Origin of the sequence: Dactylosporangium sp. NPDC005555, from assembly GCF_040605635.1 — a bacterium.
Classification (GTDB): domain Bacteria; phylum Actinomycetota; class Actinomycetes; order Mycobacteriales; family Micromonosporaceae; genus Dactylosporangium.
This window is the reverse complement of sequence record NZ_JBEXDG010000061.1, coordinates 23,307-49,019: the sequence shown is the minus strand read 5'-3', so window position 1 is coordinate 49,019 and position 25,713 is coordinate 23,307. Positions and strand designations below refer to the sequence as shown.

The 25,713-nt window shown below is 72.3% G+C and carries 24 protein-coding genes; 14 read left to right on the top strand and 10 right to left on the bottom strand.

Features of this window, described 5'->3' with window-relative positions:
* Positions 1 to 30: 30 nt before the first annotated feature.
* The 7 genes from ABZS58_RS41800 to ABZS58_RS41770 are packed head-to-tail and all read left to right on the top strand — an operon-like array spanning position 31 to position 7,748.
* Positions 31 to 1,248 carry an acyl-CoA dehydrogenase family protein gene (locus ABZS58_RS41800; RefSeq protein WP_354789433.1) on the top strand — a complete coding sequence of 406 codons (1,218 nt, stop codon included), beginning with the start codon at positions 31 to 33 and terminating at the stop codon, positions 1,246 to 1,248.
* A 4-nt stretch (positions 1,249 to 1,252) separates the two neighbouring features.
* A complete protein-coding gene (locus ABZS58_RS41795; protein ID WP_354789432.1) occupies positions 1,253 to 2,419 on the top strand; it encodes an acyl-CoA dehydrogenase family protein in 1,167 nt (388 codons plus the stop codon).
* Entirely contained in the window at positions 2,416 to 2,709 is a 294-nt protein-coding gene (locus ABZS58_RS41790; RefSeq protein ID WP_354789431.1) for a hypothetical protein, read from the top strand. Before ABZS58_RS41795 ends, ABZS58_RS41790 begins: the two co-directional genes overlap by 4 nt.
* Positions 2,710 to 2,721: 12 nt before the next feature.
* Complete coding sequence (locus ABZS58_RS41785) at positions 2,722 to 4,257, top strand: AMP-binding protein (protein WP_354789429.1); 1,536 nt, start codon at positions 2,722 to 2,724, stop codon at positions 4,255 to 4,257.
* Between the two features lie 34 nt (positions 4,258 to 4,291).
* Positions 4,292 to 5,758, top strand: a complete 1,467-nt coding sequence (locus ABZS58_RS41780; RefSeq protein WP_354789428.1) for a 4-hydroxyphenylacetate 3-hydroxylase N-terminal domain-containing protein — start codon at positions 4,292 to 4,294, stop codon at positions 5,756 to 5,758.
* Positions 5,755 to 6,630 (top strand): enoyl-CoA hydratase-related protein, encoded by an 876-nt coding sequence (locus ABZS58_RS41775; protein ID WP_354789426.1) that lies wholly within the window; start codon positions 5,755 to 5,757, stop codon positions 6,628 to 6,630. The genes ABZS58_RS41780 and ABZS58_RS41775 overlap by 4 nt, the downstream gene beginning before the upstream one ends.
* On the top strand, positions 6,627 to 7,748 hold the full coding sequence (locus ABZS58_RS41770) for a hypothetical protein (RefSeq protein ID WP_354789424.1): 1,122 nt from the start codon (positions 6,627 to 6,629) through the stop codon (positions 7,746 to 7,748). The genes ABZS58_RS41775 and ABZS58_RS41770 overlap by 4 nt, the downstream gene beginning before the upstream one ends.
* Positions 7,749 to 7,754: 6 nt before the next feature.
* On the opposite strand, the gene ABZS58_RS41765 is transcribed toward ABZS58_RS41770, so the two are convergent.
* From ABZS58_RS41765 to ABZS58_RS41755, 3 genes are all read right to left on the bottom strand, one after another.
* Positions 7,755 to 8,411: a GntR family transcriptional regulator gene (locus ABZS58_RS41765; RefSeq protein WP_354789422.1), complete on the bottom strand. Its 657-nt coding sequence runs from the start codon at positions 8,409 to 8,411 to the stop codon at positions 7,755 to 7,757.
* A 159-nt stretch (positions 8,412 to 8,570) separates the two neighbouring features.
* Positions 8,571 to 9,341 carry an SDR family oxidoreductase gene (locus ABZS58_RS41760; protein WP_354789421.1) on the bottom strand — a complete coding sequence of 257 codons (771 nt, stop codon included), beginning with the start codon at positions 9,339 to 9,341 and terminating at the stop codon, positions 8,571 to 8,573.
* Positions 9,338 to 9,964, bottom strand: coding sequence for a TetR/AcrR family transcriptional regulator (locus ABZS58_RS41755; protein ID WP_354789420.1), 627 nt, complete (start codon positions 9,962 to 9,964; stop codon positions 9,338 to 9,340). Before ABZS58_RS41755 ends, ABZS58_RS41760 begins: the two co-directional genes overlap by 4 nt.
* Positions 9,965 to 10,137: 173 nt before the next feature.
* Here ABZS58_RS41755 and ABZS58_RS41750 point away from each other — a divergent pair, with 173 nt between their 5' ends.
* Genes ABZS58_RS41750 through ABZS58_RS41725 form a run of 6 tightly spaced genes read left to right on the top strand, consistent with a single transcriptional unit; the run spans position 10,138 to position 16,336 of the window.
* On the top strand, positions 10,138 to 10,896 hold the full coding sequence (locus ABZS58_RS41750; RefSeq protein ID WP_354789418.1) for a 3-hydroxyacyl-CoA dehydrogenase: 759 nt from the start codon (positions 10,138 to 10,140) through the stop codon (positions 10,894 to 10,896).
* Positions 10,897 to 10,922: 26 nt separating this feature from the next.
* The gene (locus ABZS58_RS41745; protein WP_354789417.1) at positions 10,923 to 12,104 is read left to right on the top strand and encodes a thiolase family protein; all 1,182 of its coding nucleotides are present in this window, start codon (positions 10,923 to 10,925) and stop codon (positions 12,102 to 12,104) included.
* Positions 12,105 to 12,108: 4 nt separating this feature from the next.
* Positions 12,109 to 13,290 carry an acyl-CoA dehydrogenase family protein gene (locus ABZS58_RS41740; protein ID WP_354789415.1) on the top strand — a complete coding sequence of 394 codons (1,182 nt, stop codon included), beginning with the start codon at positions 12,109 to 12,111 and terminating at the stop codon, positions 13,288 to 13,290.
* On the top strand, positions 13,287 to 14,096 hold the full coding sequence (locus ABZS58_RS41735) for a crotonase/enoyl-CoA hydratase family protein (protein WP_354789414.1): 810 nt from the start codon (positions 13,287 to 13,289) through the stop codon (positions 14,094 to 14,096). The genes ABZS58_RS41740 and ABZS58_RS41735 overlap by 4 nt, the downstream gene beginning before the upstream one ends.
* A gap of 3 nt (positions 14,097 to 14,099) precedes the next feature.
* On the top strand, positions 14,100 to 15,125 hold the full coding sequence (locus tag ABZS58_RS41730; RefSeq protein ID WP_354789412.1) for a phosphotransferase family protein: 1,026 nt from the start codon (positions 14,100 to 14,102) through the stop codon (positions 15,123 to 15,125).
* A 50-nt stretch (positions 15,126 to 15,175) separates the two neighbouring features.
* On the top strand, positions 15,176 to 16,336 hold the full coding sequence (locus tag ABZS58_RS41725; RefSeq protein WP_354789450.1) for an acyl-CoA dehydrogenase family protein: 1,161 nt from the start codon (positions 15,176 to 15,178) through the stop codon (positions 16,334 to 16,336).
* Here the strand turns inward: ABZS58_RS41725 and ABZS58_RS41720 are convergent.
* From ABZS58_RS41720 to ABZS58_RS41710, 3 genes are read right to left on the bottom strand one after another with little or no spacing between them, the layout of a single operon-like run.
* Complete coding sequence (locus tag ABZS58_RS41720) at positions 16,324 to 17,100, bottom strand: enoyl-CoA hydratase-related protein (RefSeq protein WP_354789410.1); 777 nt, start codon at positions 17,098 to 17,100, stop codon at positions 16,324 to 16,326. The genes ABZS58_RS41725 and ABZS58_RS41720 overlap by 13 nt on opposite strands.
* Positions 17,097 to 18,074, bottom strand: coding sequence for a nitronate monooxygenase (locus ABZS58_RS41715; RefSeq protein WP_354789409.1), 978 nt, complete (start codon positions 18,072 to 18,074; stop codon positions 17,097 to 17,099). The genes ABZS58_RS41720 and ABZS58_RS41715 overlap by 4 nt, the downstream gene beginning before the upstream one ends.
* On the bottom strand, positions 18,071 to 18,694 hold the full coding sequence (locus tag ABZS58_RS41710) for a carboxymuconolactone decarboxylase family protein (protein ID WP_354789407.1): 624 nt from the start codon (positions 18,692 to 18,694) through the stop codon (positions 18,071 to 18,073). Before ABZS58_RS41710 ends, ABZS58_RS41715 begins: the two co-directional genes overlap by 4 nt.
* A gap of 118 nt (positions 18,695 to 18,812) precedes the next feature.
* Here ABZS58_RS41710 and ABZS58_RS41705 point away from each other — a divergent pair, with 118 nt between their 5' ends.
* On the top strand, positions 18,813 to 19,445 hold the full coding sequence (locus ABZS58_RS41705; RefSeq protein WP_354789406.1) for a TetR/AcrR family transcriptional regulator: 633 nt from the start codon (positions 18,813 to 18,815) through the stop codon (positions 19,443 to 19,445).
* Here ABZS58_RS41705 and ABZS58_RS41700 read toward each other — a convergent pair.
* Genes ABZS58_RS41700 through ABZS58_RS41685 form a run of 4 tightly spaced genes read right to left on the bottom strand, consistent with a single transcriptional unit; the run spans position 19,442 to position 25,713 of the window.
* A complete protein-coding gene (locus ABZS58_RS41700; RefSeq protein ID WP_354789404.1) occupies positions 19,442 to 19,774 on the bottom strand; it encodes a DUF6285 domain-containing protein in 333 nt (110 codons plus the stop codon). The genes ABZS58_RS41705 and ABZS58_RS41700 overlap by 4 nt on opposite strands.
* Positions 19,775 to 19,788: 14 nt before the next feature.
* Entirely contained in the window at positions 19,789 to 20,703 is a 915-nt protein-coding gene (locus tag ABZS58_RS41695) for a phosphotransferase family protein (protein WP_354789403.1), read from the bottom strand.
* Entirely contained in the window at positions 20,700 to 22,220 is a 1,521-nt protein-coding gene (locus ABZS58_RS41690; RefSeq protein ID WP_354789402.1) for an AMP-binding protein, read from the bottom strand. Before ABZS58_RS41690 ends, ABZS58_RS41695 begins: the two co-directional genes overlap by 4 nt.
* A gap of 4 nt (positions 22,221 to 22,224) precedes the next feature.
* Positions 22,225 to 25,713, bottom strand: a complete 3,489-nt coding sequence (locus ABZS58_RS41685) for an ATP-binding cassette domain-containing protein (RefSeq protein WP_354789400.1) — start codon at positions 25,711 to 25,713, stop codon at positions 22,225 to 22,227.

Sequence of the window (25,713 nt, the reverse complement as noted above, 5' to 3'; positions counted from 1 at the left end):
GAACCAGAGCACAACCCGCAGGAGGAGCCGATGACCACGCCAGCGACGCACGAGTCCGTGGCGGCCGAAGCGCACACGTTCTTCGCGGCCCGGGCGCCGCGGCGCGAGCGGCACGGCATGCTGCACGGCGTCGGCGACGACGACGTGGTCGGTGTCGGGCTCACCCAGCCGGAAGACGAGGCGGCCGAGGTCGCCCAGGCCCAGAAGTGGCAGCGGGACCTGTTCGACGCCCGGCTCGCCTGGCTCGACGGCCCTGCGGCGCTCGGTGGGCGCGGGCTCGGCCACGACTACGTCGAACTGGTCGCCGGCATCGCCGCGGAGTACGAGGTGCCCTCCACCTCGACCTACATGGTGAGCCACGGGATCGTGGCACCGACCATCCTGGCCCACGGCACCGAGGATCAGAAACAGGCCTTCCTGCCCGGGATCTGGCGCGGCGACCTGATCTGCTGCCAGCTCTTCTCCGAGCCGGAGGCCGGCTCCGACCTCGCCAGCCTGCGCACCACCGCGGTCCGCGACGGCGACGACTGGATCGTCACCGGCCAGAAAGTGTGGTCGTCCTTCGCCCACGTCGCGAAGCTCGGTGAGCTCCTCGTGCGCACCGGACCGCCCGAGAGCCGGCACCGCGGCCTGAGCATGTTCCTCATGGACATGGACTCCCCCGGGATCGACGTCCGGCCGCTGCGCCAGGTGACCGGCTCCGAGCACTTCAACGAGGTCTTCCTCGACGGTGTGCGGGTGCCCGACTCCCGCCGGCTCGGACCGGTCGACGGCGGCTGGAACATCGCGATGACCACCGTCGGCAGCGAGCGCTCCGTGCTCGGCCGGGCCCACAACGGCATCATGATCGAGCCGGTCATCCGGCTGTTCGCCCTGGCCCGCTCGACCGGCGCCATCGCCGATCCGGCCATCCAGGACCTCCTGGCCGAGTGCTGGGCCCGCGAGCAGGTGCTCCACGAGACGGCCACACGGCTGCGGGACGCCGGCGGACCGGCCCCGGGCTCCGTGGTCAAGCTCATGACGACCTCCGACATGGAGTACTACTCCGACGTCGCGGCCCGCCTCCTGGGCTATCGGATGGTCGCCGACACCGGCGCCTGGGGCACGTACTCCTGGTCGCAGCTGCTGCTCAGCGCGCCGTCCCACCGCATCGCCGGTGGCAGCGACGAGATCCAACGCAACATCCTCGCCGAGCGCGTGCTCGGTCTTCCGCGCGAGGAGCGCCCGGCCAGCGAGAAGAGTGCCTAGGCAGATGGACGACATCGAACAGTTGCGGCAGGTGGTCCGCGCCCACCTCGAGCGGGACCCCGGAGCGGCCCTGCGCGGCGGCTCCCTCGACCCCGATGCGGTCCGGCGGCTCGACCGCGATCGCTGGCGGCGGCAGGCGAGCGAGCTCGGGCTGCCCGGGGTCCGGATTCCCGAGGAGTTCGGCGGCGCGGGCATGGGACTGGCGGAAGAGGTGGCCGTCCACACCGAGCTGGGCCGGGCGCTGGACGACGGCCCCTTCCTGACCACCTCGCTGGTGGCCGCGGCGCTGGTGGCACTGGCCGACGACGAGGCCAACCACGACCGGCTCGCCCGGATCGCCGCCGGGGACCTCGTCGCCGTGCCGGTGCTGCCCATCGAGGAGACGTTCCCGCTGGAGTACCCGCACGCCAAGGCCGCGGCCGGCGGCGACTTCGAGATCCGCGGCGAACTGCCCTGCGTGGTCGACGCGACCGCGGCCGACGCCCTCCTCGTGCTCGCCGACTATCAGGGGTACCACGCGTTCTTCTGGGTCGAGGCGAACGACCCCGGCGTCGAGGTCGTCCCGTTGAAGACGCTCGACCTGACCCGGCGCATGGGCACGGTCCGCCTGACCGGCGCCCGGGCCGAGCTGCTCGCGGAACAGGACCGCGCCCGCGCCGGCGTGGCCGCCATCCGCCAGGGCGCGATCCTCGGCATGTCGGCCGAGTGCGTCGGCGCCGCCGAGCGCGCGCTGGACATGGCGGTCGACTACGTCAAGGTGCGCACCCAGTTCGGCCGGCCGATCGGTTCGTTCCAGGCGGTCAAGCACAAATGCGCCGATCTGCTGGTCTCGCTGGAGCGGGCCCGGTCCGCGCTGTCGGTGGCCGTGCGCTCGGTGCAGCACAACGACGCGATCGGCCGGCGACCGGAGTCGCTGGCCGGGCTGGCCGTCGCGCGGATGTACTGCGGGCGGGTCGCCGCCGAGATCACCCGCGAGTCGATCCACCTGCACGGCGGTATCGGGTTCACGTGGGAGCACCCGGCCCACCTGTACTACCGGCGCGCCGTGTCGAACCGGCAGCTGCTGGACTCCACGGGCCAGCAGCCCCGGCTGCTGACCGCGTCCGTGCTCGCGGCGCACGGCGAGGACACCCAGCTGGCCTCGTTCTACGCCGGGAAGGTCGCCCGATGATCCTGCGGGTCGAGGCCGGCGGCGTCACGCTCGTGGACCTCGACGACCTGCACCGGTTGAGCGCGCACGTCGTCGACGGCGCCGCGATCGGGGCCTGGGGGCGCGCGGAGGACGGGCACGTCGTGGTCACCACGCAGACGCTGCTGCGGCTGGCCGGCGAGCGGGCGGGCGACGAGCGGTGGCGCGGCGAGTTCGACGGCATGGTCGACAACGCCCGGCGGCACGGGTGGGTGCAGGACGACGAGGTGCGCATGCACGTCGTCGACGTGTCCGGCGACCGTCGAGGATGAGGAGGTACCCCCATGCAGCTTTCCGGGCTTGCGCCAGGTGACTGGGTCACCGTTCAGGCGCGTTTCACGCCGCGGGCCGACTTCCTCGTCGCCGCGGACGGCAGGACCCGCACGTACGCCGAGGGTGAGGAGCGGATCACCCGGCTCGCCCGGGCGCTGCGGCAGATCGGGATCGGCCGCGGCGACCGGGTCGCCCTCCTCGCGGTGGACTCCCCCGAGTACGTCGAGGTGCTGCTGGCCTGCATGAAGCTGGGCGCGACATATGTGGCGCTCAACTTCCGGCTCTCCCCGGCGGAGATCCGCACGGTACTGGCGGCCAGCGGGGCCCAGGCGATCTTCCACAGCGCCCGGTACCAGGAGATCGTCGACGACTGCGAGCTCCGCGTCGCCATCGCGTTCGAGTCGGGCTACGAGGAGTTCCTCGCCGCCGGGCCGGACGGTGGCGAGCTCTCGGCGGTGACCCATGACGACGACATCCTGAGCATCTCCTTCACCAGCGGGACGACCGGCACCCCGAAGGGCGTGCTGCAGTCCCAGCGAATGATCAAGGCGGTCACGCAGTCGGGGATCCTGGAGCTCGGCCTCCGGCCGGGTGACCTGATCTACTCGGGAGCCCCGCTCTTCCACGCCGGCGGGTTCGGGCATCTGCTCTACGGCGTCGCCCGCGGCGGAGCATCCGTCCTCATGCCGCAGTGGGACGCCGATCTGGCGCTGTCCTGGCTCGGGTCCGGGCGCGTGCGGCACACGATGCTCGTCCCCAGCATGATCATCCAGCTGCTCGAACATCCGGGACTCGCGGAGGCGGACTTCTCCGGCCTGCGCTCGATCATGTACGGCGGCGCGCCCATGCCGACCTCGGTCGTCCGGCGCATGGTCGAGGTCTTCGGCTGCGACCTGCACAACGGGTTCGGCGCCGGGACCGAGGCCGGCGGGCAGCTGGTGCTGCGGCCCGAGGACCACCGGCGGGCCCTCGCCGGCGAGGAGTGGCTGCTCGGCACGATCGGCCGGCCGGCGTTCGGCTGCGACGTCCGGCTCCTCGATCCCGACGGCGCCGAGGTGCCGGACGGGGAGATCGGGGTCATCGCCAGCCGCGGCGACACGGTGATGAGCGGGTACCTCGACCGGCCCGACCTCACCGCCCGGGCCGTCCGCGACGGGTGGTTCGTCGCCGGCGACCTCGCGTGGAAGGACCCGGAGGGCTTCCTGCACCTGGCCGGCCGGGCCGACGAGATGATCATCCGGGGTGGCGAGAACGTCTACCCCGTCGAGATCGAGGACGTGGTCGGCGGGCACGCGGCCGTGGCCGAGATCGCGGTCGTGGGCGAGCCGGACCCGCACTGGGGCCAGGTGGTGACCGCGGTCGTGGCGCTGCGCGACGGCCACGGGTCACCGTCGGCGGCCGAGGTGAAGGAGCACTGCCGCGGCCGGCTGGCCAGCTACAAGGTGCCGCAGCGCATCGTCGTCGTCGAGTCCTTCCCCCGCAACCCGGCCGGCAAGATCGACAAGCTCCGGCTGCGGGAACTCCTGGCCGAGGGCCGGATCTCATGAATCAACCAGTCCCATGTACAGAGGAGCCGTCCTGATGCTGACCGGAGACCAGTACCTGGAATCCCTGCGCGACGGCCGCCGGATCTTCGTCAACGGCCACTCGGTGCCCGACGTGACCGCCGAGCCGTTGCTGCAAGGGCCCGCCCAGGCCGCGGCGCTCGGCTACGACAAGCACTACCAGCCCGGCGACGACGTCCACGGCCCGTACTTCTTCATCCCCACCTCCGTCGAGGAGCTGCGCGAGACCCAGCAGCGGCAGCTGCACTGGGACTTCCCGACCATCTCCACGGCCAACGGCCTGCTCATGGTGCTCACCGCGGCCAGCCGGATGCGGGCGCAGCAGCCGCAGTACGCCGAGCGGGCCCTCGCCTACTTCGAGGAGAGCAAGCGCCGCGACATCCGGATCGTGCAGGCGATCACCGACGCCAAGGGCAACCGCGCGTTGTCCCCGGGCAAGCAGGACGACCCCGACTTGTACGTCCGCATCGTCGACCGGGCACCCGACGGGGTCGTCATCCGCGGCGCGAAGCTGCACATCTCCTCGGCCGCGGTCTCGCACGACCTCATGGTCATGCCGACCAAGCGGATGAAGCCGGGCGAGGAGGACTGGAGCGTGGCCGCCGCGGTGCCGGTCAACGCGCCCGGGGTCCGGGTCATCAACGCCTCGTTCGCACCGCGACCCGACCTGGACCCGGACTTCTACCCGTACAGCTCCCGGCACGTGATGACCGAGGGCCTCATCGTCTTCGACGACGTCTTCGTCCCCAACGAGCGCCTCTTCCTGGCCGGCGAGCTGGAGCACTCGGCGACCTTCGTGCACTCCCTGGGCCTGTGGGAGCGCCTCGGCAGCGTCGGCAGCTACGTGCGCCTCGCGGACACGCTCGTGGGGCTCGCGCAGCTGGTCTCCGAGGCCAACGGCCTGACGCGGATCGGGCACATCAAGGACAAGATCGCGGAGATGATCATCTACGCGACGCTGATCCGGGCCGGGTTCGAGGCCGCGATGACCCACGCCACCTTCACGCCGGAGGGCTGGGCGTCGCCCGACGAGCTCTTCACCAACGCGGCGAAGTACCACGCCGCCGCGCAGTTCAGCACCATGGTGCGCAACCTGCACGACATCGCCGGCGGCTCGGTGCTGACGGCGCCGTCGCTGCGCGACCTGAGCAACCCGGAGACCGAGGCCGACCTGCGCAAGTACATGCGCACGATGGACGGTGTCGACGCCGGCTACCGGATGCGGCTGTTCCACACGATCCGCGACTTCACCGCCGACGCCTACGGCGGCTGGAAGCACGTGACCGTGATCCAGGCCGGCGGGGGCCTCTACGCCCAGAAGGTGGTCGTCACCAACCACTTCGACATGGACACGGCGAAGGCGCTCGCCCGCGAGACCGCCGGCATCACCGAGTCCGGCCAGATTCTCACCGGGCTCCACCGGTTCGGGCCGCACGGCTACGACCCGGAAGCGGCGGCGTACCCCGCGGACGCAAGCGCGTGAAGTACGAGGAGAACACGTTCGCCTGGGCCGACACGTCCGGCGCCGGGCGGCCCGAGCGGCTCACGCGGGTCCGGTGCGAGATCGACGACGGCGTCGCCACGGTGACCCTGGACCGGCCCGACCGGCTCAACGCGGTCGACCGCACGATGCGCAACGAACTCAGCGCCGCGTTCCGGTGGTGCGACGCCGCCGACGAGGTCGGAGCGGTCGTGCTGACCGGCGCCGGGCGGGCCTTCTGCGCCGGCTCGGAGATGACCGCGAACGGCTTCGCCGGAGCCGAGGCGCAGAGCCCGGACCCCGGGTGGATCGCGCCGTATCAGATCCGCAAGCCGGTGGTCGCGGCGATCCAGGGCGCGGCCGTGGGCCTCGGGCTCACCCTGGCGATGCAGTGCGACGTCCGGTTCGTCGCCGACGACGCCGTGCTCGCGCTGCCCTTCGTGCGGCTCGGCGTCACCGCGGAGCTGATGGGCCATTGGAACCTGGTCCGGCACGTCGGCCTGGGGCGGGCCCAGGAGTTGCTGCTCACGGGCCGCCGCTTCACCGGCGCCGAGGCGGCCGTGTGGGGGCTGGCCGTCTCGGCGCTGCCGACGGAGCAGGTCCTCCCCCGCGCGCAGGCCCTCGCCCGCGACATCGTCGAGCACGCCGCGCCGGTCGCGGTCGCGGCGACCAAGCGCCTGCTCTGGGAAGCGGCCGAGGCCGGTCCGTTCGAGCACGCCCGCACCGAGCGGCTGGTGATGGAGACGCTCCTGGACCGCCCCGACGCCCGCGAGGGCGTCGACGCCTTCCTGCACCGCCGCCGGCCAGTCTGGACCGGCCGACCTTCAACCGACCTGCCACCATGGCCCATCGAACACGGGGAGGACTCCACGTGACCACCATCGACCGAGAGTTCATCGGGATTCCCTCACCGGCCGTGGGCCGGGCGGGCGCCGGTGGCCATCCGCTGCAGGGCATCTACCACACCCCCGCCGGGCGGCGGCCGCGCACGGCGTTCATCGCCTCGCACTACAACGTCGACTTCAGCGAGCACTACATGGCGACCCGGATGGCCGCGCGCGGCTACGGGTTCCTCGGCTGGAACACCCGGTTCCGCGGGGCCGAGCACCTCTTCAGCCTCGACCACGCCCTGGCCGAGATCGGTGTCGGCGTGCGGCTGCTGCGCGACCGCGGCGTCGAGACCGTGGTGCTGCTCGGCAACTCGGGCGGCGGCTCGCTGATGGCGGCGTACCACTCGCAGTCCCGCGAGCCGAACATCCGCCCGCCGTACGGCCGGTCCAAGGTGTTCGAGCCGGCCCTGCACCTTCCGCCCGGCGACCTGATGGTGTTCCTGGCCGCCCACCCCGGCCGGCCGGAATGGATCACGCGGACCATGGACCCGTCGATGGTCGACGAGACCGACCCGAACTCGGTCGACCCCGAACTCGACATGTACGACCCACGCCACGGCGGCTCCTACTCCGAGGACTTCCTCGCCCGCTACCGGGCCGCCCAGATCGAGCGCAACCACCGGCTGACCGCGTGGTGCAAGGAGCAGCTCGACGCCGCGCGGGACCGTCCGGCCCGGGACCGGATCTTCACGATGGGCCGCACGTGGGCCGACCCCCGCTACGTCGACGCGAGCATCGACCCGTCGAAGCGCCCGACGCCGCTGTGCTACTTCGGCGATCCCAAGCGCGCCAACTACGGCGTCATGGGCGTCGGCATGGTGAACACGATGCGCACCTGGCTCAACATGTTCAGCCTGCAGGAGTCCGACTGCGTCGCCACACCGCATCTGGCCCGCCTCGACCTGCCCACCCTCGTGGTGCAGCCGGACGCCGACAGCGGCGTGTTCCCCAACGACGCCCAGGGCCTCTACGACGGGGCGGCGACGGCGGACAAGGAGTTCGTGACGCTGCCCGGCGACCACTACTTCGCGGAGCCCGACGGCGCCCGCGACGCGGTGGCCGAGACCCTGGCGGGCTGGCTCTCGGGCCGGGCCCAGCCGTAGGTCTCGTCAGTCGCCGTTCTCCTCGTCGCGCAGCGACAGCACGATGGTCGAGCGCGCGGCCAGGATGTGCGCGCGCATGACGGCCTCGGCCCACGCCCCGTCGCGGGCCCGGAGCGCCTGGACGAGCTCGGCGTGCTGCCGCACGCTCGTGCGCATCCGCTCGCCGCCGTAGCGCTGGAAGGTGCGGAAGATCAGCGGGGTGTCCATGATGCCGCGGACGATGCTGTCGAGCTGCGTGTGCCGGGAGGCGCGCAGGATCGCGCGGTGGAAGTCGCCGTTGAGCACGGTGAGCTCATCGGCGGCGGCCGCGCCCTTCCGGCTCAGCGCGGTCATCCGGGCCGCGATCCGCGCGATGTCGTCGAGCTCCTCGTCGGTGATGCGCTCCGCGGCCAGCCGGGCACCGTAGCTTTCGAGCATGGCCCGGACCTCGTAGTTGTCCTCGAGCTCCTGCTCCGACCACGCGACCACCCGCGCGCCGCGGTTCGGCGTGAACTCGACGAGACCCTCAGCGTCCAGCCGGCGCAACGCCTCGCGGATCGGCGTGCGCGACACCCCGGCCCGCAACGCCAGCTCCTCCTCACGCAGCCGCTGCCCGCGGGCGAACTCACCGGACAGGATGCCGGCCCGGATGGCCTCGTACGCCGTCTCGGCTGCCTTGGCCATCGGCACTCCCCGAACACTCGTCGACATGGATCCGGGCGAGTCTAGTAGCTCGGGGCCGCGCCGAAGTGGTCCGAGCCAAAGTGCATCCGGTGCGGACGACACGGGCGCGCTCGTAGTACCCGCGGCTGCCGCCGATCCCGCCGTTCAGCCGCTCCCGGGTCAGATCGTCGCGGCGAGGCCGCCGTCGACGAGCAGGGTCGTGCCGGTGACGTAGGACGACGCCGGGCTGGCCAGGAACAGCAGCGCGCCGTCCAGCTCGGGCTGCTCGCCGAAGCGGCCCAGGAGGCTGTGCTCGGCGACCATGTCGCGGAGCTTGTCCTCGCCCGTCGCCGTCATCTCGCTGGCGAAGTAGCCGGGGCACAGGGCGTTGACCCGGATGCCCTTGCGGCGTGACCACTGCTGCGCCAGATCGCGGGTCAGCCCGATCACGCCCGCCTTGCTCGCGGCGTAGGACGCGCCCGGGAACCGCGAGGCCACGACACCGTGGACGCTCGCCACGTTGACGATGGACGAGCCGGCCGGCATCACCCGGGCGCAGGCCTGGGCCATCCAGAACGAGCCGTTGAGATTCACGTCGATCACCTGGCGGAAGGAGTCGGGGGTCTCCCGCGAGGCGGCCACGGAGCCGCCGAGACCGGCGTTGTTGACGAGCACGTCGACCCGCCCGAACTCCGCCACCGCCGCGTCCACCAGGGCCTGGCACTGCTCGGGCACTGTCACGTCCACGGCCCGGGCGAGCACGGTCGCCCCCTGCGCCCGCAGCTCGCCCGCCACCTCATTGAGCCGGTCCACGCGCCGGGCGCCGAGGACCAGGATGCCGCCGACGGCCGCGACCGCCCGGGCGAAGCCCAGGCCGAGCCCGGAGCTCGCGCCGGTGATGACCACCACCCGGTCGTCGAGCCGGAACGCGTCGAGTGGTCCGCTGGTCATGTCGCCCCATCCTGGTTCTGGTACTGCACGGTGGCGAGCGCGAGGTCGGCGTACCGCCGGGCCATGGTGGGCGCGTCGACCGGGCCGCCCGGCCGGTACCAGCCGGCGACGCCCTGGCACATCGACAGGATCGCCCGGCCGCACTCGTCCGGATATGGGGTGCGGAAGACGCCCTGCTCCACTCCCCTGCGGATCGCGTCGCGCAGCTCGCGCTCGAGCTCGTCGCGCCGGGCCACGTAGTGCGCCCGGTTCTCGGGGGTGAGGCTGCGCCGCTCGGAGTCGAGGAACGCCAGGTCGCGATGGTGCGCCATGTACAGGACGATGGCCTCGACCAGGGCGCTGAGCCGGGCCGGGCCGTCACCGCCGGCCTCGTCGAGCGCGGCCCGGGCGTGCGTGAGCACGATCCGCATCGCGTGGTCCAGGAGCTCCCGGAGCATGGCCTGTTTGTTCTCGAAGTGGTAGTAGAGCGCCGGCACGGTGACGCCCGCGCGGTTGGCGATCTTGCGGACCGACGTGCCGTCGTAGCCGTGCTCGACGATCTCGTCCAGCGCCAGCGACAGCAGCGCGGACAGCTCAAGCGGGGGGTATTCCCGCCAGTCGACCGTCTTCTCGCTCACTGTCATCCCCGTCTCTGTCCGCCGCTGACCGCCTCTGTCCGCGTCGTGCGGGAGAGCGTAGAACGCCGCAAAGGCGCTGAGCAAACGCTCGCTAAGTACCTCACGAATCATTGCGTTCCGGTCACCCGAACGCTAGCTTAGCGATCGCTAACTAAGTGCAGCGGCGTGGAGGTCATGGCATGGATGTCCGGGGCAAGCAGGCGCTGGTGACCGGAGGCGCGTCCGGGCTCGGGCTGGCGACGGTGGAGGCTCTCGTCGCGGCGGGCGCCCGGGTGGTCGCCCTCGACCTGCCCACCGCCGACCGCGGCCGGCTCGACGCACTCGGCGATGCGGTCCGGTTCGCGGGCGCCGACGTGACCGACGAGGACGCGGTGCAGGCGGCGGTCACGCTCGCCAACGACGACGGCGGCCTAGCCGTCCTGGTCAACTGCGCGGGCATCGGCAACGCGTTCCGGACCGTCGGCAAGAACGGGCCGTTCCCCCTCGCGGACTTCGAGCGGGTCATCCGGGTCAACCTGCTCGGGACCTTCAACGTGCTGCGCCTGGCCGCCGCGGCGATGGCCGGCAACGAGGTCGCCGGCGAGGAGCGCGGGGTCATCGTCAACACCGCGTCCGTGGCGGCGTTCGACGGCCAGATCGGGCAGGCCGCCTACTCGGCGTCCAAGGGCGCCATCGTCGGCATGACGCTGCCGATCGCCCGGGACCTCGCCGCGCTGAAGATCCGCGTCGTGACCATCGCCCCGGGCACCTTCGAGACCCCGCTGCTGGGCCAGCTGTCGCAGGAGGTCCGCGACTCGCTGGGCGCCCAGGTGCCGCACCCGAGCCGGCTCGGCCAACCGGCGGAGTACGCCCAGCTGGTCATGGCGATCGTGGCCAACCCGATGCTCAACGGCGAGACCATCCGGCTCGACGGCGCCATCCGGATGAGCCCGCGCTAGCCCCCCGCCGAAGAAGGGAAGACATCATGCGTCAAGCGGTCATCGTCGACATCGTCCGGACCCCGTCGGGCAAGGGCAAGCCGGGCGGAGCGCTGTCCGGCGTGCACCCCGTCGACCTGTACGCCACCGTCCTGCGCGCCCTCGCCGAGCGCAACGGCCTGGACCCCGTGCGGGTCGAGGACGTCATCACCGGCTGTGTCGGCCAGGCCGGCCAGCAGGCCCTGAACATCGGCCGCCACGCGGTGCTCGCCGCGGGCTGGCCCGAGTCGGTGCCGGCCACGACCATCGACCGGCAGTGCGGCTCCAGCCAGCAGGCGGTGCACTTCGCCGCCCAGGGCGTCATGGCCGGGGCCTACGACATCGTGGTCGCGGGCGGGGTCGAGTCGATGAGCCGGGTGCCCATGGGCGCCTCCACGATGGGCCAGGACCCGCAGGGGCCCGGCCTCGCCCGGCGCTACCCGGAGGGGCTGGTGAACCAGGGCGTCTCCGCCGAGCTCATCGCCCAGAAATGGGGGCTGAGCCGGGAGCGGCTGGACGAATACTCGGCCCGCTCGCACCGTCTCGCGGCCGCGACCGCCGAAGCCGGCGGCTTCGACCACGAGATCGTGCCGGTGACCGTCGGCGACGACCGCCGGTCCGCCGAGGACGAGACGATCCGCGCGGCGACAAGCCCCGACAGCCTGGCCGGGCTGCGCACCGCCTTCGACGTCCCCGACATGCGCGAACGGTTCCCGGACCTGGACTGGCGGATCACGGCCGGTAACTCCTCCCCGCTGACCGACGGCGCCTCCGCCGCGCTGATCATGGGCGAGGACGTGGCCGCAAGGCTCGGCCTGCGCCCGCGGGCCCGCTTCCACGCGTTCGCGGTGGCCGGCGACGACCCGATGCTCATGCTGACGGCGCCGATCCCGGCCACGCGGCTGGTGCTGGAGCGGGCCGGTCTGGGCATCGACGCGATCGACGCCTACGAGGTGAACGAAGCCTTCGCCCCGGTGCCGCTGGCGTGGCTGGCCGAGGTCGGCGGCGACCTCGAGAAGCTCAACCCCCGGGGCGGCGCCATCGCGCTGGGCCACCCGCTCGGCGCCTCCGGCACCCGGCTGATGGGCACGATGCTCAATCATCTGGAGGCCACCGGCGGCCGCTACGGGCTGCAGACCATGTGCGAGGGCGGCGGCATGGCCAACGCCACCGTCATCGAGCGCCTGTAACGCCATGAGCAAGGATCTGTGGGCCCGCCGCCCGTTCTTCACCGCCGACCACGAGGCGTTCCGCGCCACCGTCGCCGAGTTCCTCAGCCGGCACGTCACCGAGCACGTCGAGTCGTGGGACGAGGCGGGCATCATCCCGCGCGAGCCGTGGTCCGAGGCCGGGCGGCAGGGGCTGCTGGGCATCAACGCGCCCGAGGCGTACGGCGGCGGGGGATCCCTGCGCGACTTCGGCTTCCGCTGCGCGATGATGGAGGAGTTCGCCAAGGTCGGCGCCACGTCGCTGGGCTCGGGGTTCTCCGCCCACGCCGACATCGTGCTGCCGTACTTCTTCGACCTGGCCACACCGGAACAGGCCGAGCGGTGGGTGCCCGCCCTCTGCTCGGGCGCGGCCGTCGGCGCCATCGCCATGACCGAGCCGGGCACCGGATCGGACCTGCAGGGCATCAGGACGACGGCCCGCCGCGACGGCGACAACTGGGTGCTCAACGGGGCCAAGACGTTCATCACCAACGGCATTCACAGCGACCTCGTCGTCGTGGTCGCCCGGACCGATCCGGACCCCGATGCCCGGAGCCGGGCGTTCAGCCTGCTGGTCGTGGAGCGGGGCACGCCCGGCTTCGAGCGCGGCCGCAAGCTCGACAAGGTCGGCCTGCGGTCCCAGGACACCGCGGAACTGTTCTTCGACGACGCGATCGTCCCCGCCTCCAACGTGCTCGGCGAGGCCGGCCGGGGACTGCACCACCTGATGAGCCACCTGCCGCTGGAACGGCTGGGGATCGCGGTGGCCGCCTGTGCCGGCGCCCGGGCCGCGCTCGGCTGGACCATCGACTACGTCACTTCCCGGCGGGCCTTCGGCGAGCCCGTCGCGTCGTTCCAGAACACCCGGTTCGCCATCGCCGAAATGCTGACCGAGCTGGAGGTTTCGCAGGCCTACGTCGACGACGCCGTGCTGCGGTTCAACCGCGGCGAGCTGAACGCGGTCGACGCGGCCAAGGCGAAATGGTGGGCGACCGAGATGCACAAGCGCCTCGTCGACCGCTGCGTCCAGCTGTTCGGCGGCTACGGATACATGCGGGAGTACCCCATCGCCCGGGCGTACGCCGACACCCGCGTCACCACCATCTACGGCGGCACGACCGAAATCATGAAGCACATCATCGCCCGCGACGTGTTGGAGACCCGATGACCACGACCGTCGAACCGGCCGCCCTGTACGAGCGGACCGGGCACATCGCCGTGATCCGGCTGAACCGGCCCGAGGCCCTGAACGCCGTCAACGCGGAGCTGTCCACCGCGGTCGGGGAAGCGCTGGAGCAGGCCGCGGCCGACCCCGAGGTGCGGGTCGTCGTGGTGACCGGCAACGGCCGGGCCTTCTGCGCCGGGGCCGACCTCAAGGAGCTGGCGGCCGGACGCCCGGTCGCCGCGCCCGGGCACCCGGAATGGGGCTTCGCCGGGCTCGTCCGGCACTGGATCGACAAGCCGCTCATCGCGGCCGTCAACGGATACGCCATGGGCGGCGGCACCGAGATCGCCCTCGCCTGCGACCTCGTGGTCGCGGCCGAGGACGCCAAGCTCGGCCTGCCCGAGGTCAAGCGGGGCCTGATGGCCGCCGCGGGCGGCGTGGTGCGGCTCCAGCGGCAGATCCCCATCAAGCGCGCGCTGCAGATGGCGCTCACCGGCGACGCCGTCGACGTCCAGGAGGCGGCCGAATGGGGGCTGGTCAACGTGGTCGCCCGGCCCGGGGCCGCGCTCGCGGAGGCCATGGAACTGGCCGGGCGCATCGCCGCGAACGCGCCGCTGTCGGTGCAGTACACCAAAAGGGTCATGTATCAGGTGGCGGAGTCCGGCTCGGACCGGGACCCGGAATGGTCGCGGCACGAGCCGTGGGCGGTCAACCAGGAGGCGGCCGACATCATCTTCGGCAGCCGGGACGCCGTCGAGGGGCCGACCGCCTTCGCCGAGAAGCGGGCGCCGGTCTGGGAAGGCCGGTAACCGGTGCGCGAACTGGTGCGCCCCGACCGGGTGGGACCGCTGCTGGCCGACGCCCTGGGCGACGACCGCTGGCGCGACCTGGACGTCACGCTCATCGCGGGCGGGAAGTCGAACCTGACGTTCGAGCTCGCGGGCCCGGCCGGATCGGTGGTCCTGCGCCGGCCGCCGACCGGTGAGGTGCTGCCGAGCGCCCACGACATGGGGCGCGAGGCGCGGGTGCAGCGGGCCCTCGCCGGGACGCCGGTGCCGGTGCCGCGGGTGCTCCTGGACGACCGCACCGGGGAGCTGCTCGGCGTGCCGTTCTACGTGATGGAGAAGGTCGACGGTCACGTGGTCCGGGACGTGCTGCCCGCGGACTACGCCCCGGACCCGGCCGACCGGGTCGCGATGGCCGACGCGCTGGTCGACGTCCTCGCCGACCTCCACCGGGTGGAACCCGAATCGGTCGGCCTCGGCGACTACGGCCGGCCGGCCGGATTCATGGCGCGGCAGCTGCGCCGCTGGCGGGGCCAGTGGGACGCGTCGAAGACCCATGACCTGCCCGCACTGGACGAGCTGGGTGCCCGGCTGGCCGAGGCGGTGCCGGCCGCCCAGCGGGCCACGATCGTGCACGGCGACTTCCGGCTGGACAACTGCCTGCTCGACCGGCGGGACCCCGCACGGGTCCGGGCGGTGCTGGACTGGGAGCTGTCGACGCTCGGCGATCCGATGGCGGACCTCGGCATGCTGCTGTTCTACTGGCGGGAGCCCGGCGAGCCCGAGCCGTTGCTGACCCCGGCGGTCACCCGCGACACGGGGTTCCCGGGCCGCGCCCACCTCGCCGAGCGCTACGCCCGCCGGACCGGGACGGACCTGACGGAGCTCGCCTTCTACGAGGCGTTCGCGCATTTCAAGTTCGCCGTCATCGCCCAGGGGGTGGCGGCCCGGGCCGCGGCCGGGGCGATGGCCGGGCAGACGTTCGGAGATCTCGACGACGAGGTGCGGCGGATCACCGTAGAAGGCTTGGCCGTTCTCGACCGGAAGGAATGAACACCGTGGACTTTGCGCTCTCGCCGAAGGCGGAGGAGGCCGTCGGGCGGATGTGGGACTTCATGCGGGAGGAGGTCTTCCCCGCGGAGCCGGTGTGGGCCGCCTATCTGGCCGAGCACGGATCGCACGCGTACCCGCCGGTGATGGATGAGCTGAAGGCCTCCGCCCGCCGGCGCGGCCTGTGGAACCTGTTCCTGCCCGAGCTGTCCGGGCTGAGCAACCTGGAGTACGCGGCCGTCGCCGAGGTCTCCGGCTGGTCGCCGGTGATCGCCCCGGAGACGATCAACTGCCAGGCCCCGGACACCGGCAACATGGAGACGTTGCACCGGTTCGCCACCGACGAGCAGAAGCGGCGCTGGCTGGAGCCGCTCCTGGCCGGGACGATGCGGTCGGCCTACGCGATGACCGAGCCGGACGTCGCGTCCTCCGACGCCACCAACATCACGACCACGATCGTCCGGGACGGCGACGACTACGTCGTCAACGGCCGCAAGTGGTGGATCACCGGCGTCGCCGACGAGCGGTGCCAGATCTTCATCGTGATGGGCAAGTCCGACCCCGGAGCCGAGACGCACCGGCAGCAGACGATGATCCTGGTCCCTCGGGACAGCCCCGGACTCGACATCATCCGGCACCTGCCGATCTTCGGCTACCAGGATCAGCACGGCCACTCCGAGCTGGTGCTCCGCGACGTCCGCGTGCCCCGGGCCAACCTGCTGGGCGAGGAGGGCGACGGGTTCGCCATCGCGCAGGCCCGCCTCGGACCGGGCCGGATCCACCACGCGATGCGGGCGATCGGCATGGCGGAGCGGGCCCTCGCGCTCATGGTCGGCCGGGCCAGGTCGCGGGTCGCGTTCGGCGCGCCGCTCGCCGACCAGGGCGTGGTCCGCGAACTGATCGCGCAGTCGCGCATCGACATCGACCAGGCCCGGCTCCTGGTGTACAAGACGGCGTGGCTCATCGACCGGCACGGCGCCAAGGGCGCCCGCACCGAGATCGCCGCGATCAAGGTCGCCGCGCCGGCGATGGCGACCGCGGTCATCGACCGGGCGATCGAGGTCTTCGGCGGCGCCGGAGTCAGCGACGACACCCCGCTCGCGTACTTCTACGCGTGGGCCCGGGTCCTGCGCATCGTCGACGGCCCCGACGCCGTCCACCGCCGCACCATCGCCCGCGAGGAGCTCCGCCGCGAACGCCCCTACATGGGATAGACCGGCGCCCTGCGCTCCCGGAGGGCGGCCAGGCCCTCGGCGTAGTCGGGGCCGTCCAGCAGCTCACCCTGGTCCTCGAGCTCGTGCCGCATGGCCGCCGCGAGCTCGTCGGCGTGGGCTCGCCGGAGGGCCTGCTTGGTGCGCCGAAGCGCCTCCCGCGACGCGCCGGCGGTCCCGGCCGCCAGGGCGCGGGCGGTGCCGAGGAGATCGGCGGCCGGGACGACGTCGGAGACCAGGCCCCACGCGAGCGCCGTCGGGGCCGGCACGCGCTCGGCGAACAGCGCCATCCGCGACGCCCGCACCCGCCCGATCGCGGCGGGGAGCAGGTGGGTCGCGCCCCCGTCGGGCAGCAGCCCGATCTTGACGAACGGCAGCTGGAACCAGCTCGTGTCGGCGGCGATGACGGCGTCGCAGGCGACGGCGAACGAGACGCCGACGCCGACCGCCGGCCCGTTCACGGCGGCGACGACCGGGATGCCGGCCTGGACCACGGCGAGGACCACGTCGTTGGCCGCGGCGACGATCGCGCGGCCGTCCGCACCGCCGGTCGCCGCCCCGGCCGGGGAGACGTCGGCGCCGGCGCAGAAGGCCCGCCCCTCCCCGGTGAGCAGGATGCACCGCACCCCGGACGAGCCGGCCGCGGCACGCAGCCGGCTCCCCAGCAGTCGCATACCGGCCAGATCGAGGGCGTTGAGCCGGTCGGGGCAGGCCAGGGTGACCGTCACGACCGGGCCGTCCGTCGTGACCCGCACCGCGTCCGTCATCGCCCCACGACCAGCGGGCTCAGCTTCGTGCTGATCAGGTCCTCGGCCTGCGCGACCATGCGGGAGACCAGCTCGGCCACGGTCGGGATGTCGTCGATCAGCGCCTGCGACTGCCCCACGGTCCACAGCCCCCGGTCCAGCTCACCGGTCTCGTAGACCTCGCGGCCACGGACTCCCGCCACGAGCTCGCGCACGTCGGCGAACTCACCGCCGGCGCGCAGGATCGAGACGACCTCGCCGCTGATGGCGTTCGTCGCGACGCGTGCGGTGTTGTGCAGCGTCCGGAAGATCAGGGTGGTCGCGAGCTCGTTCGCCTCGACGATGCGCCGTTTGACGTTCTCGTGCACCGGGGCCTCGACGGTGCACATGAAGCGGGTGCCCATGTTCACCGCGTCGGCCCCCAGCGCCAGCGCGGCGACCAGTCCGCGGGCGTCGGCGATCCCGCCCGACGCGACGATCGGGATCGAGACGCGGCGGGCCGCGGCCGCGATGAGGATGAGCCCGGGCACGTCGTCCTCCCCCGGATGGCCGGCGCACTCGAAGCCGTCGATGCTCACGGCGTGCACCCCGAGCGACTCGGCCTTGAGCGCGTGCCGCACGCTCGTGCACTTGTGGATCACCTTGATGCCGGCGGCGGCGAAGGCGGGCATGTGCTCCGCCGGGCTGAATCCCGCCGTCTCGACGACCCGGATCCCCGACTCGATGATCGCGGCCCGGTACTCGGCGTACGGCGGCGGCGAGATCGCGGGCAGGATCGTGAGGTTGACGCCGAACTCCTGGTCGGTCAGCTCCCGGCAGCGGGCGATCTCCTTGACGAGGTCCTCGGGCGTCGGCTGGGTCAGCGCGGTGATGAACCCGAGCGCACCGGCGTCCGCCACCGCGGCCACCAGCTCGGCCCGGCCGACCCACTGCATCCCACCCTGCACGATGGGGTGCCGGACGCCGAACTCACGGGTGAAGCGCGTCTCGATCATGCCGGTCCTCCGATGTTCAGGCCGGTCATCGGGTCGAAGCCCGCCGGCGCCGCGATCTCGACAACCGGGTCCTCGGCGTCGTCGAACTCGGTGCGCAACGCCCGCGACATGATGGCGTGCTGCACGTAGAGCGTGGTGATGTAGGTGAGCTCCAGGATCTGCTCGTCGGTGAGGTGCTCGCGCAGCGCGTCGAAGACCTCGTCGGCCACCCGGCCGCCGGCCAGCGCGAGCGCGTCGGCGTAGGCCAGCACCACCCGCTGCCGGGCGTCGAACAGCGACGACACCGGCCACCCGGGGATGGCCGCGATCTGCTCGTCGCTCAGCCCGGCGCCGCGGCAGGCCTTGGCGTGCTGGGAGAAGACGAACTGGCTGCCGATCACCCAGCCGGCCCGGGTCTGGCCCAGCTCGCGCAGGTCGGGCGGGAGCTTGCGCTTCGGGCTCTGGTACAGCGTGAAACCGCGGACGGCGTGCTTGAGGACGTCCGGTACGAGGGCGAACACCGTCCACCAGTTGCCCGGCGTGCCGGTGGCGGTGCCCGGCTCGGCTACGGGGTCCCGGTCGTCGAACATCCGGTCGTAGCAGCCGAGGACCAGCGGGTCGTCGGTGTCGGTCCGGGACACTTCACGGAGTCTGGGCACCGGTGTCTCCTGTCGCGGGACGCCCGAAATCGGACGAAAAACTTGATGTTAATATCACTTTTAGCTCTCAAATCGTGGAGCGACGACGGAAAGAGAAGCGATGCCACGCCAGTACACGAAGGGAGCGCGCACGGCGGCCGCGTTCCTCGAGGCGGCCAACAAGGAGTTCGCGGCCCGCGGCTACCTGCTGACCAAGGTCGAGGACATCGCTCGCACCGCGGGCCGGTCGTCCGCGAGCTTCTACAACTACTTCACCGACAAGGCCGACGTGCTCGCCGCCCTCGCGCAGGCCTTCCACGAGGACACCCGGGCCCAGATCTCGGTGCCGTACCAGGAGGGTCGCCCGCCCGAGGAGGCCATCCGGCTGGCGATCACCATCTTCTGGGAGACGTACCGCAACCGCCTCGGCGCGCTCAGCGGCGTGTTCCAGGCGTCGATGGCCGACCCGACGTTCCTGCAGAGCTGGCGGGAGATCCGGCGTTCGGCCATCGACTTCATCGTCCAGGGCGTCGAGCGGGCGCAGAAGGACGGCTACTGCCCGGGCATCGACGTGCGGATGACCTCGTCCGCGCTGTCGTCGATGCTCGAGCTCTCCTGCTACGTGTGGCTGGCCCAGGGCGGCGACAACGCCGACTCCGTCGTCGACGAACAGGCCGCGATCGACTCGCTCGCCAGCATCTGGTACCACGCCATCTACTGGCGCCCGGAGAGCCATGAACAGGACCATCACTAGGTGCGGCCGAGGACGCGCAGCTCGACGTCGGTCCGCCGGCCCAGCGCCGCGACGACCTGGGCGAAGCGCTCCGGAGCGAGGCCGGCCCTGATCTCGGCGACCAGGGCCCGTTCGTCCGGCACGCCGAGCTCCGCGAAGACCGCCTGATCGACCTGCCGGCGCTCGGGCCCGGCGGTCAGATCCCGCCGCACCGTTTCGAGGGCGGCGATGCACGCCTTGAGCAGGTACCGGCCGCGTCCGCTGACCTGTGGCAGGAGCTCGGCGCCGAGCGTCTCCACGACCGCCGTCAGCAGGTCGTCGTGGTCGGGTACCGCCGCGTGGGCAGTCATCTGTTCTCCCGTCGTCACCGGAGCAGCCCGAGCAGGTCGTGCTCCACTTCGACCACCCGCCGGCCGACCAGCGCCAGGTCGATCGAGCGGGTCGTGCCGGACAGGTGCCGGTCGGCCTGCTGCAGGCAGCCGACGGCCCAGATCCAGGTGCCCAGCACGACCGCCCACGCGAAGTCGGCGTCGGACACGTCCACGCCCGCCGCGGTCCGGTACGCGTCCAGGAAGTCCGGCACGTCGCCGAAGCCGCCGATCGCGCCCGGTCCGCGGAAGCGCCAGCTGCGCACCGCGATCCACCCCAGGTCCTCCAGGGGATCGCCGCGGTGGGCCGACTCCCAGTCGAGGACCCCGACGAGGCCGTCGCCGCCGACCACGAAGTTCCCGAGCCGGAAGTCGCCGTGGGCCAGGGCGGTCCGACGCCGTGACGGCTGCCGGTCCCGCAGCCACGCGTAGGCGAGTTCGAGGACCGGCCGGTCGGGATCGAGCCGGTCGAGCGTGTTGCGGTACTCCACGAGCCGATCCTCGTCCGGCAGGTCCGGGACGGCGCCGGGATCGACGGTGTGCAGCCGGCCGAGGGCGTCGCCGCACTGGCGGGCCAGCCGCGGTCCGGCTGAGCCGGCCGTCAGCCCGTCGAGAATCCGGCGGGGCACGGTCTCGCCTTCGAGCCGCTCCAGGATGAGCCCGCCGGGCACCACGGCGATCACCTCGGGCGCGGCGACACCGGCCGAGCGGGCGGCGCGGATGACGCTCGCCTCGAACGCGGCGCCACCGCCGCGTCGCTCCCCGGGGGGATCGGTCAGGAGGATCAGCTTGCGGTCCGCGGACTCGAACGCCCAGACCTCCCGGGACGAGCCGCCGGTCAGCCGCTCCAGTCCGGTCACCGGCGCGTCAAGCACCTCGGCGAGCATCGCGTCGACGGTCGGCGCGGTCATCGGCCGGCCACCCGGTCCCATGTTCCCGCGGTGAACGGGTCGCGTTTGAGTTCCACCTTGCGCACCTTGCTGGTCGGGGTTTTCGGCAGCTCGTCGAGGAATTCGATGTAGCGGGGAACCATGAACCGGGGCATGGTGGCCGCGAGGAACCCGGCGAGGGCCGGGGCTTCGAGCTTGACGTCCGGCATGGGCACCACGCAGATCTTGATCTCCTCCTCCCCGTCGTCGGAGGGCACGCCGATCGCGGCGCACTCCAGGACGTCAGGGTGGGCGGTGACCATCGACTCGACCTCGAACGAGGAGATGTTCTCCGACCGCCGCCGGACCGCGTCCTTGACCCGGTCGACGAGGTAGTAGTTGCCCGTCTCGTCGCGGCGGAAGGCGTCGCCGGTGTGGTACCAGCCGTTGCGCCACGCCCGCGCGGTGTCGGCCGGTCGCCCGAGGTAGCCCATGTTCATCGTCCACGGCCGGTCGGAGCGCACGATCAGCTCGCCGATGTGGCCGTCGGGGACCTCGGCGTCGAAGTCGTCGACGATGCGCAGCTCGTATCCGTCCCGGGCGCGGCCGCAGCTGCGGTGGTCGACGACGTGGTCGCCGGTCGCGATCGGCCAGCCGGCCTCGGTCATCCCGTAGTTGGTCCGCATCCGCAACCCGAACCGCTCCCCGAACGCGGCGTGGTCGGGCAGCAGCGGACCACCGGTGATGCTCTCGACCGGGTTGTCGCGGTCGTCGGGGCGCGGCGGCTGCTGCCAGAGGAAGTTCGCCATCGCGTAGAAGGCCCAGGCCCGGTTGCAGGAGTGCGCGCGGACGTCCGGCCAGAAGCGGTCGGTCTTGAAGCCGTCGCGGAAGACGAACGAGCCGCCCCAGTGGGCGACGATCTGCAACGGCACCTTGCCGCCCAGGTGGAACGCCGCGAACGGCGCGTAGAGCACGTCGCCCGGGCCGATGTCGTCGAACGCCTCGATGCCGGTGATGAGCTGCCCCCACGGCGTGAGCACGCCCTTGGACGGCCCGGTCGTGCCGGAGGTGTAGATGATGGCGGCGGTGTCCCACGGCTTCGGGTCGTCCAGCCCGGCCAGCGCCGCCGGGTCGGGCGTCAGCGGCTGCCCGATCTCCAGGACGAAGACCACGGCCTCGGCGTCCGCGGCGTGCCGCAGCTCGTCGGCGCGGGCCGCGACCGTGACGATCAGCCGGGGCCCGGAGTCGTGCAGCACGTGCCGGAGCATCTCGCCGCGGTAGGCCGGGTTGACCGGCACCTGGACCGCGCGCAGCCAGCCGCACGCGATCCACAGCGCCTGCTCGTCGACGCACGTGGGCAGCAGGACGGCGACCCGGTCCGCCGGGCCGACGCCCCGGTCCCGCAGGAGCGCGGCGAACTCCTCGACCCGCCGCTGGAACGCGCCGTAGGTGACCCGCCCCCGCTCGACGTCGATGAGGAAGTCCCGGTCCGCCAGCTCGGCGGCCCGCCGGCGGATGAGGCAGGGCAGGACGCGGGCCGGGTCCAGTTCTCGAGCCACGGACTCACCCACTCGCGACATCGCTCAGGTAGCTCCGCTCCAGGTTCGACCAGTCCTCGGCCAGCTCGGACGAGGTCCCGGCGGTGATCACCCGGCCCCGCCGCAGCACGTAGGCCCGGTCGGCCACCTCCAGGGCCCGGGCCGCCTGCTGCTCGACGAGCAGGACGCCGAGCCCTTCGTCCGCGGCCCGCCGGATGGCCCGCAGCAGCCGGTCGACCACCAGGGGCGCCAGGCCGAGCGAGAGTTCGTCGGCGAGCAGCAGGGCGGGCCGTCCGGCCAGGGCCCGGGCCAGGGTCAGGATCTGTTGCTCACCGCCGGACAGCAGGCCGGCCCGGCGGTCGAGCAGCGGGGTCAGTTCGGGAAACGTCTCGAGCGCGAGCGAGCGCGCCCCCCGGCCGAGCCGCAGGTTCTCCGCCGTGCTCAGCTGCATGAACACCGAGCGTTCCTCGGGGACGAAGGCCATGCCCTCGCGGGCCCGCCGGTGCAGCCGGGCCGATGCCGGCCTGCCGCGCCACCGCACGGTCCCGGCCAGCGGTTTCAGTTCCCCGGCCAGGGTCAGCAGCGTCGTGGTCTTGCCCGCGCCGTTGGGTCCGAGCAGCGCCACGATCTCGCCGGGCCGCACCACCAGGTCGAGGTCCCGCAGCGCGGCCAGGTCCCCGTATCCGGCGCTGAGCCCGCGGGCCTCGATCAGGGGCTCACCGTCCGCGGGCGCCTTGGGTGCCGTTTCGCGCTCGATCACTTTGACCGGGCCGGGCTTCCCTGCGTCGCCGGCCGCGTCCTGGGTGCCGAGATAGGCGGTGATGACGGCCGGATCGTTGCGGATCTCCGCGGGCGTTCCGGACGCGATCACCTTGCCGAAGTTGAGGACCGAGACCTGGTCGCTCACGTCCAGCACGACGGACACGTTGTGCTCCACCAGCAGCACCGCCATCCGCAGTTCGGTGGCCAGCCGGCGGATGAGGTGGCCGAGCTCGGCGGTCTCGGTGTCGTCCAGACCGGCGGCCGGCTCGTCGAGCAGCAGGACCGAGGCTCCGGTGGCGACCGACCGGGCGATGGCCAGCAGCCGGCGGCGGCCGTACGGCAGCTCATCGGGCTTGCGTTCGAGGTCGTCCTCCAGGTGGAACTCGCGGATGGCGGCGAGCGCGGCCGGCGAGTACCGCTCCCGGCCCGGGACGACGAGGTTGGACACGAACGCGGGCCAGTCCTGGCGGTCGCACGCGGCGAGCAGGTTCTCCCGGACCGTCATCGTCTCGAACAGCTCGAGGCTCTGGAAGGAGCGGCTGATGCCGGCCGCGGCCCGGCGCTGGGCCGGCCAGCGGCCGATGTCCTGGCCGTCGAGGGTCATCGTGGCGCCCGGGCTGTCCACGAATCCGGTCAACGCGTCGATCAGGGTCGTCTTGCCCGCCCCGTTCGGCCCGATGAGCCCGTGGACCTGCCCCGGCACGAGTTTGAGCGCCACGTCGTCGAGCGCGGTCACGCCGCCGAAGCGCACCGTCAGCCCGCTCACGTCCACCGGCCGCTCGACGACGCTGAACGTCGTCTCCCCTTCCAGTTCGGCGACGTCACGGCGGCGGACCTGGCGGCCGGCGCGCGCACGGATCCACTTGGGCACCAGCCACGCGGGCAGCCGCTGCGTGGCCAGGCCGTTGGGCAGCTGCGGCAGCACCATGAGCAGGGTCAGGCCGAGGATCATCTGCCCGACCTCGTTGCGCGAGATGAACTGCGCGAACGCGGCGCCGGGGAAGAGCTGCGAGATCACCCCGGAGAGCAGTCCGGCCGGAGCGTACAGGGCGCCGATGACCGCGCCGGCCAGGTAGCCGACACCGCCGATGATCGAGAACACGACCGCGAAGATGGACTGGAAGGCGGTGTACGTCGGCACGAAGGTCACGTTGGGCTGGCGGAACGACAGCAGGACGCCGCCTGCCGCGGCCAGGGCGGCCGAGATGCCGAAGGCGAAGATCTTGGCGCGGGCCACGCTGATGCCGAGGCTGGCCGCGGCGCGCTCGTTCGACCGGACGGCCACCAGGCGGCGGCCGGCCCGGCCCCGCCGGAGGTTCGCGACCATCAGGGCGGCCAGGATGAACAGCACCAGGCAGAAGATCGCGTAGCGGCTGGGCCAGAAGTACGTGTCCATGTCGATGCCGAAGATCTTCGGCGAGCCCACGTTGATGCCCGTGAACCCACCGGTGCGCTCGGTCGAGGAGAAGATCTGGTGCTCCAGCACCACGGCCAGGCACAGCGTCACCACGGCCAGGTTCATGCCCCGGGTCCGTAGCGCCGGCAGGCCGACGATGATGCCGACCGGGACCGCGCCCAAGACGCCGATCAGCATCGCGGCCCAGAACGGCATGCCGTGATCGGCGACCAGGCGGGCGGCGATCCAGGCGCCCATGCCGGCGAGCGCCATCTGTGCCAGCGACAACTGTCCCGTGTAGCCGGTGACGACCACGAGGGACAGCACGACGAGGCCGAGCGCCAGGGTGATCTCGGTGGCGCCGAGCAGGGCCGGCGGGAACACGAAGTACAGCAGGCCGAGGGCGACGAGCCCGGTGCCGATCAGCACCGGGGGGCGCACGATGCCGGTGCCGAGCTGGGGCGGGCGCTGGATCGCCTCGCCCCGCAGCGGCAGGGAACGCCCGGAGACGACGAGGACGAGGATGATGACGATGAACGGCACCGTCTGGCCCCAGCCGTCGGCGTGCTGGCGCGTGCCGATCCAGGCCACCTCGGACTCGAGCATGCCGATCAGCAGCCCGCCGGCCATCGTCAGCGGGAAGGACTTGAAGCCGCCGAGCAGGGCGGCGGCGAGGGCCGGCACGATGAGCATCGCCAGGTTCTCCACCTGCAGCGTGCCGATGCTGACGATGAGCACGGCCGACACCACGCTGAGCGCGCAGCCCACCATCCAGTTCACGGTCGCGACGGTGTCCGGGGAGATGCCCAGCGCCGAGCTCGCCCGCCCGTTCTCGGCCACGGCCGAGGTGGCGAGGCCGAAGCGGGTGGAGCGGTACACGACCGTGAGCACGACGGCCAGCACCACCCCGACACCGAGGATGGCGAGCCGGTCGGTCCCGATCCGGATGCCCGGCAACACGGTCGTCGACCCGTCCGGCAGGATCGAGGTGACGATCCGGGCCTTCCCCACGCCGAACAGGAACTGGCCCAGGCCGAAGAGGAACGCGAAGACACCCAGCGTCGCGATGAGCCGCGACACCGGCGGCGCGTCCCGCAGTGGTCGCATGACGAGCAGATGGATCAGCGCGCCGGTGGCCAGACCCACGCCGATGGCGAGCAGCGCCGCCACCGGCGTGGCCATGCCGGCCTCGCGTTGCAGGTAGAAGACGTAGGCGCCCATCATGCCGACCGCGCCCTGGCTGAAGTTCAGGATCCCGGAGCCGCGGTAGATCAGCACGATCCCCAGGGCGGACAAGCCATAGATCGCGCCGGCCCCGAGTCCGAGTACGGCGAACCTGATCACGTCGGTCAGCAT

What these genes read in the sequence shown, in the direction of transcription:
- ABZS58_RS41715 (WP_354789409.1), bottom strand. Translation starts at nt 18,074, where the DNA reads ATGATCGAGACGCGCTTCACCCGTGAGTTCGGCGTCCGGCACCCCATC.
- ABZS58_RS41695 (WP_354789403.1), bottom strand. Translation starts at nt 20,703, where the DNA reads ATGACCGCGCCGACCGTCGACGCGATGCTCGCCGAGGTGCTTGACGCG.
- ABZS58_RS41800 (WP_354789433.1), top strand. Translation starts at nt 31, where the DNA reads ATGACCACGCCAGCGACGCACGAGTCCGTGGCGGCCGAAGCGCACACG.
- ABZS58_RS41735 (WP_354789414.1), top strand. Translation starts at nt 13,287, where the DNA reads ATGACCACGACCGTCGAACCGGCCGCCCTGTACGAGCGGACCGGGCAC.
- ABZS58_RS41765 (WP_354789422.1), bottom strand. Translation starts at nt 8,411, where the DNA reads ATGGCCAAGGCAGCCGAGACGGCGTACGAGGCCATCCGGGCCGGCATC.
- ABZS58_RS41760 (WP_354789421.1), bottom strand. Translation starts at nt 9,341, where the DNA reads ATGACCAGCGGACCACTCGACGCGTTCCGGCTCGACGACCGGGTGGTG.
- ABZS58_RS41755 (WP_354789420.1), bottom strand. Translation starts at nt 9,964, where the DNA reads ATGACAGTGAGCGAGAAGACGGTCGACTGGCGGGAATACCCCCCGCTT.
- ABZS58_RS41740 (WP_354789415.1), top strand. Translation starts at nt 12,109, where the DNA reads ATGAGCAAGGATCTGTGGGCCCGCCGCCCGTTCTTCACCGCCGACCAC.
- ABZS58_RS41705 (WP_354789406.1), top strand. Translation starts at nt 18,813, where the DNA reads ATGCCACGCCAGTACACGAAGGGAGCGCGCACGGCGGCCGCGTTCCTC.
- ABZS58_RS41780 (WP_354789428.1), top strand. Translation starts at nt 4,292, where the DNA reads ATGCTGACCGGAGACCAGTACCTGGAATCCCTGCGCGACGGCCGCCGG.
- ABZS58_RS41700 (WP_354789404.1), bottom strand. Translation starts at nt 19,774, where the DNA reads ATGACTGCCCACGCGGCGGTACCCGACCACGACGACCTGCTGACGGCG.
- ABZS58_RS41685 (WP_354789400.1), bottom strand. Translation starts at nt 25,713, where the DNA reads ATGCTGACCGACGTGATCAGGTTCGCCGTACTCGGACTCGGGGCCGGC.
- ABZS58_RS41750 (WP_354789418.1), top strand. Translation starts at nt 10,138, where the DNA reads ATGGATGTCCGGGGCAAGCAGGCGCTGGTGACCGGAGGCGCGTCCGGG.
- ABZS58_RS41795 (WP_354789432.1), top strand. Translation starts at nt 1,253, where the DNA reads ATGGACGACATCGAACAGTTGCGGCAGGTGGTCCGCGCCCACCTCGAG.
- ABZS58_RS41725 (WP_354789450.1), top strand. Translation starts at nt 15,176, where the DNA reads ATGTGGGACTTCATGCGGGAGGAGGTCTTCCCCGCGGAGCCGGTGTGG.
- ABZS58_RS41720 (WP_354789410.1), bottom strand. Translation starts at nt 17,100, where the DNA reads ATGACGGACGCGGTGCGGGTCACGACGGACGGCCCGGTCGTGACGGTC.
- ABZS58_RS41745 (WP_354789417.1), top strand. Translation starts at nt 10,923, where the DNA reads ATGCGTCAAGCGGTCATCGTCGACATCGTCCGGACCCCGTCGGGCAAG.
- ABZS58_RS41790 (WP_354789431.1), top strand. Translation starts at nt 2,416, where the DNA reads ATGATCCTGCGGGTCGAGGCCGGCGGCGTCACGCTCGTGGACCTCGAC.
- ABZS58_RS41785 (WP_354789429.1), top strand. Translation starts at nt 2,722, where the DNA reads ATGCAGCTTTCCGGGCTTGCGCCAGGTGACTGGGTCACCGTTCAGGCG.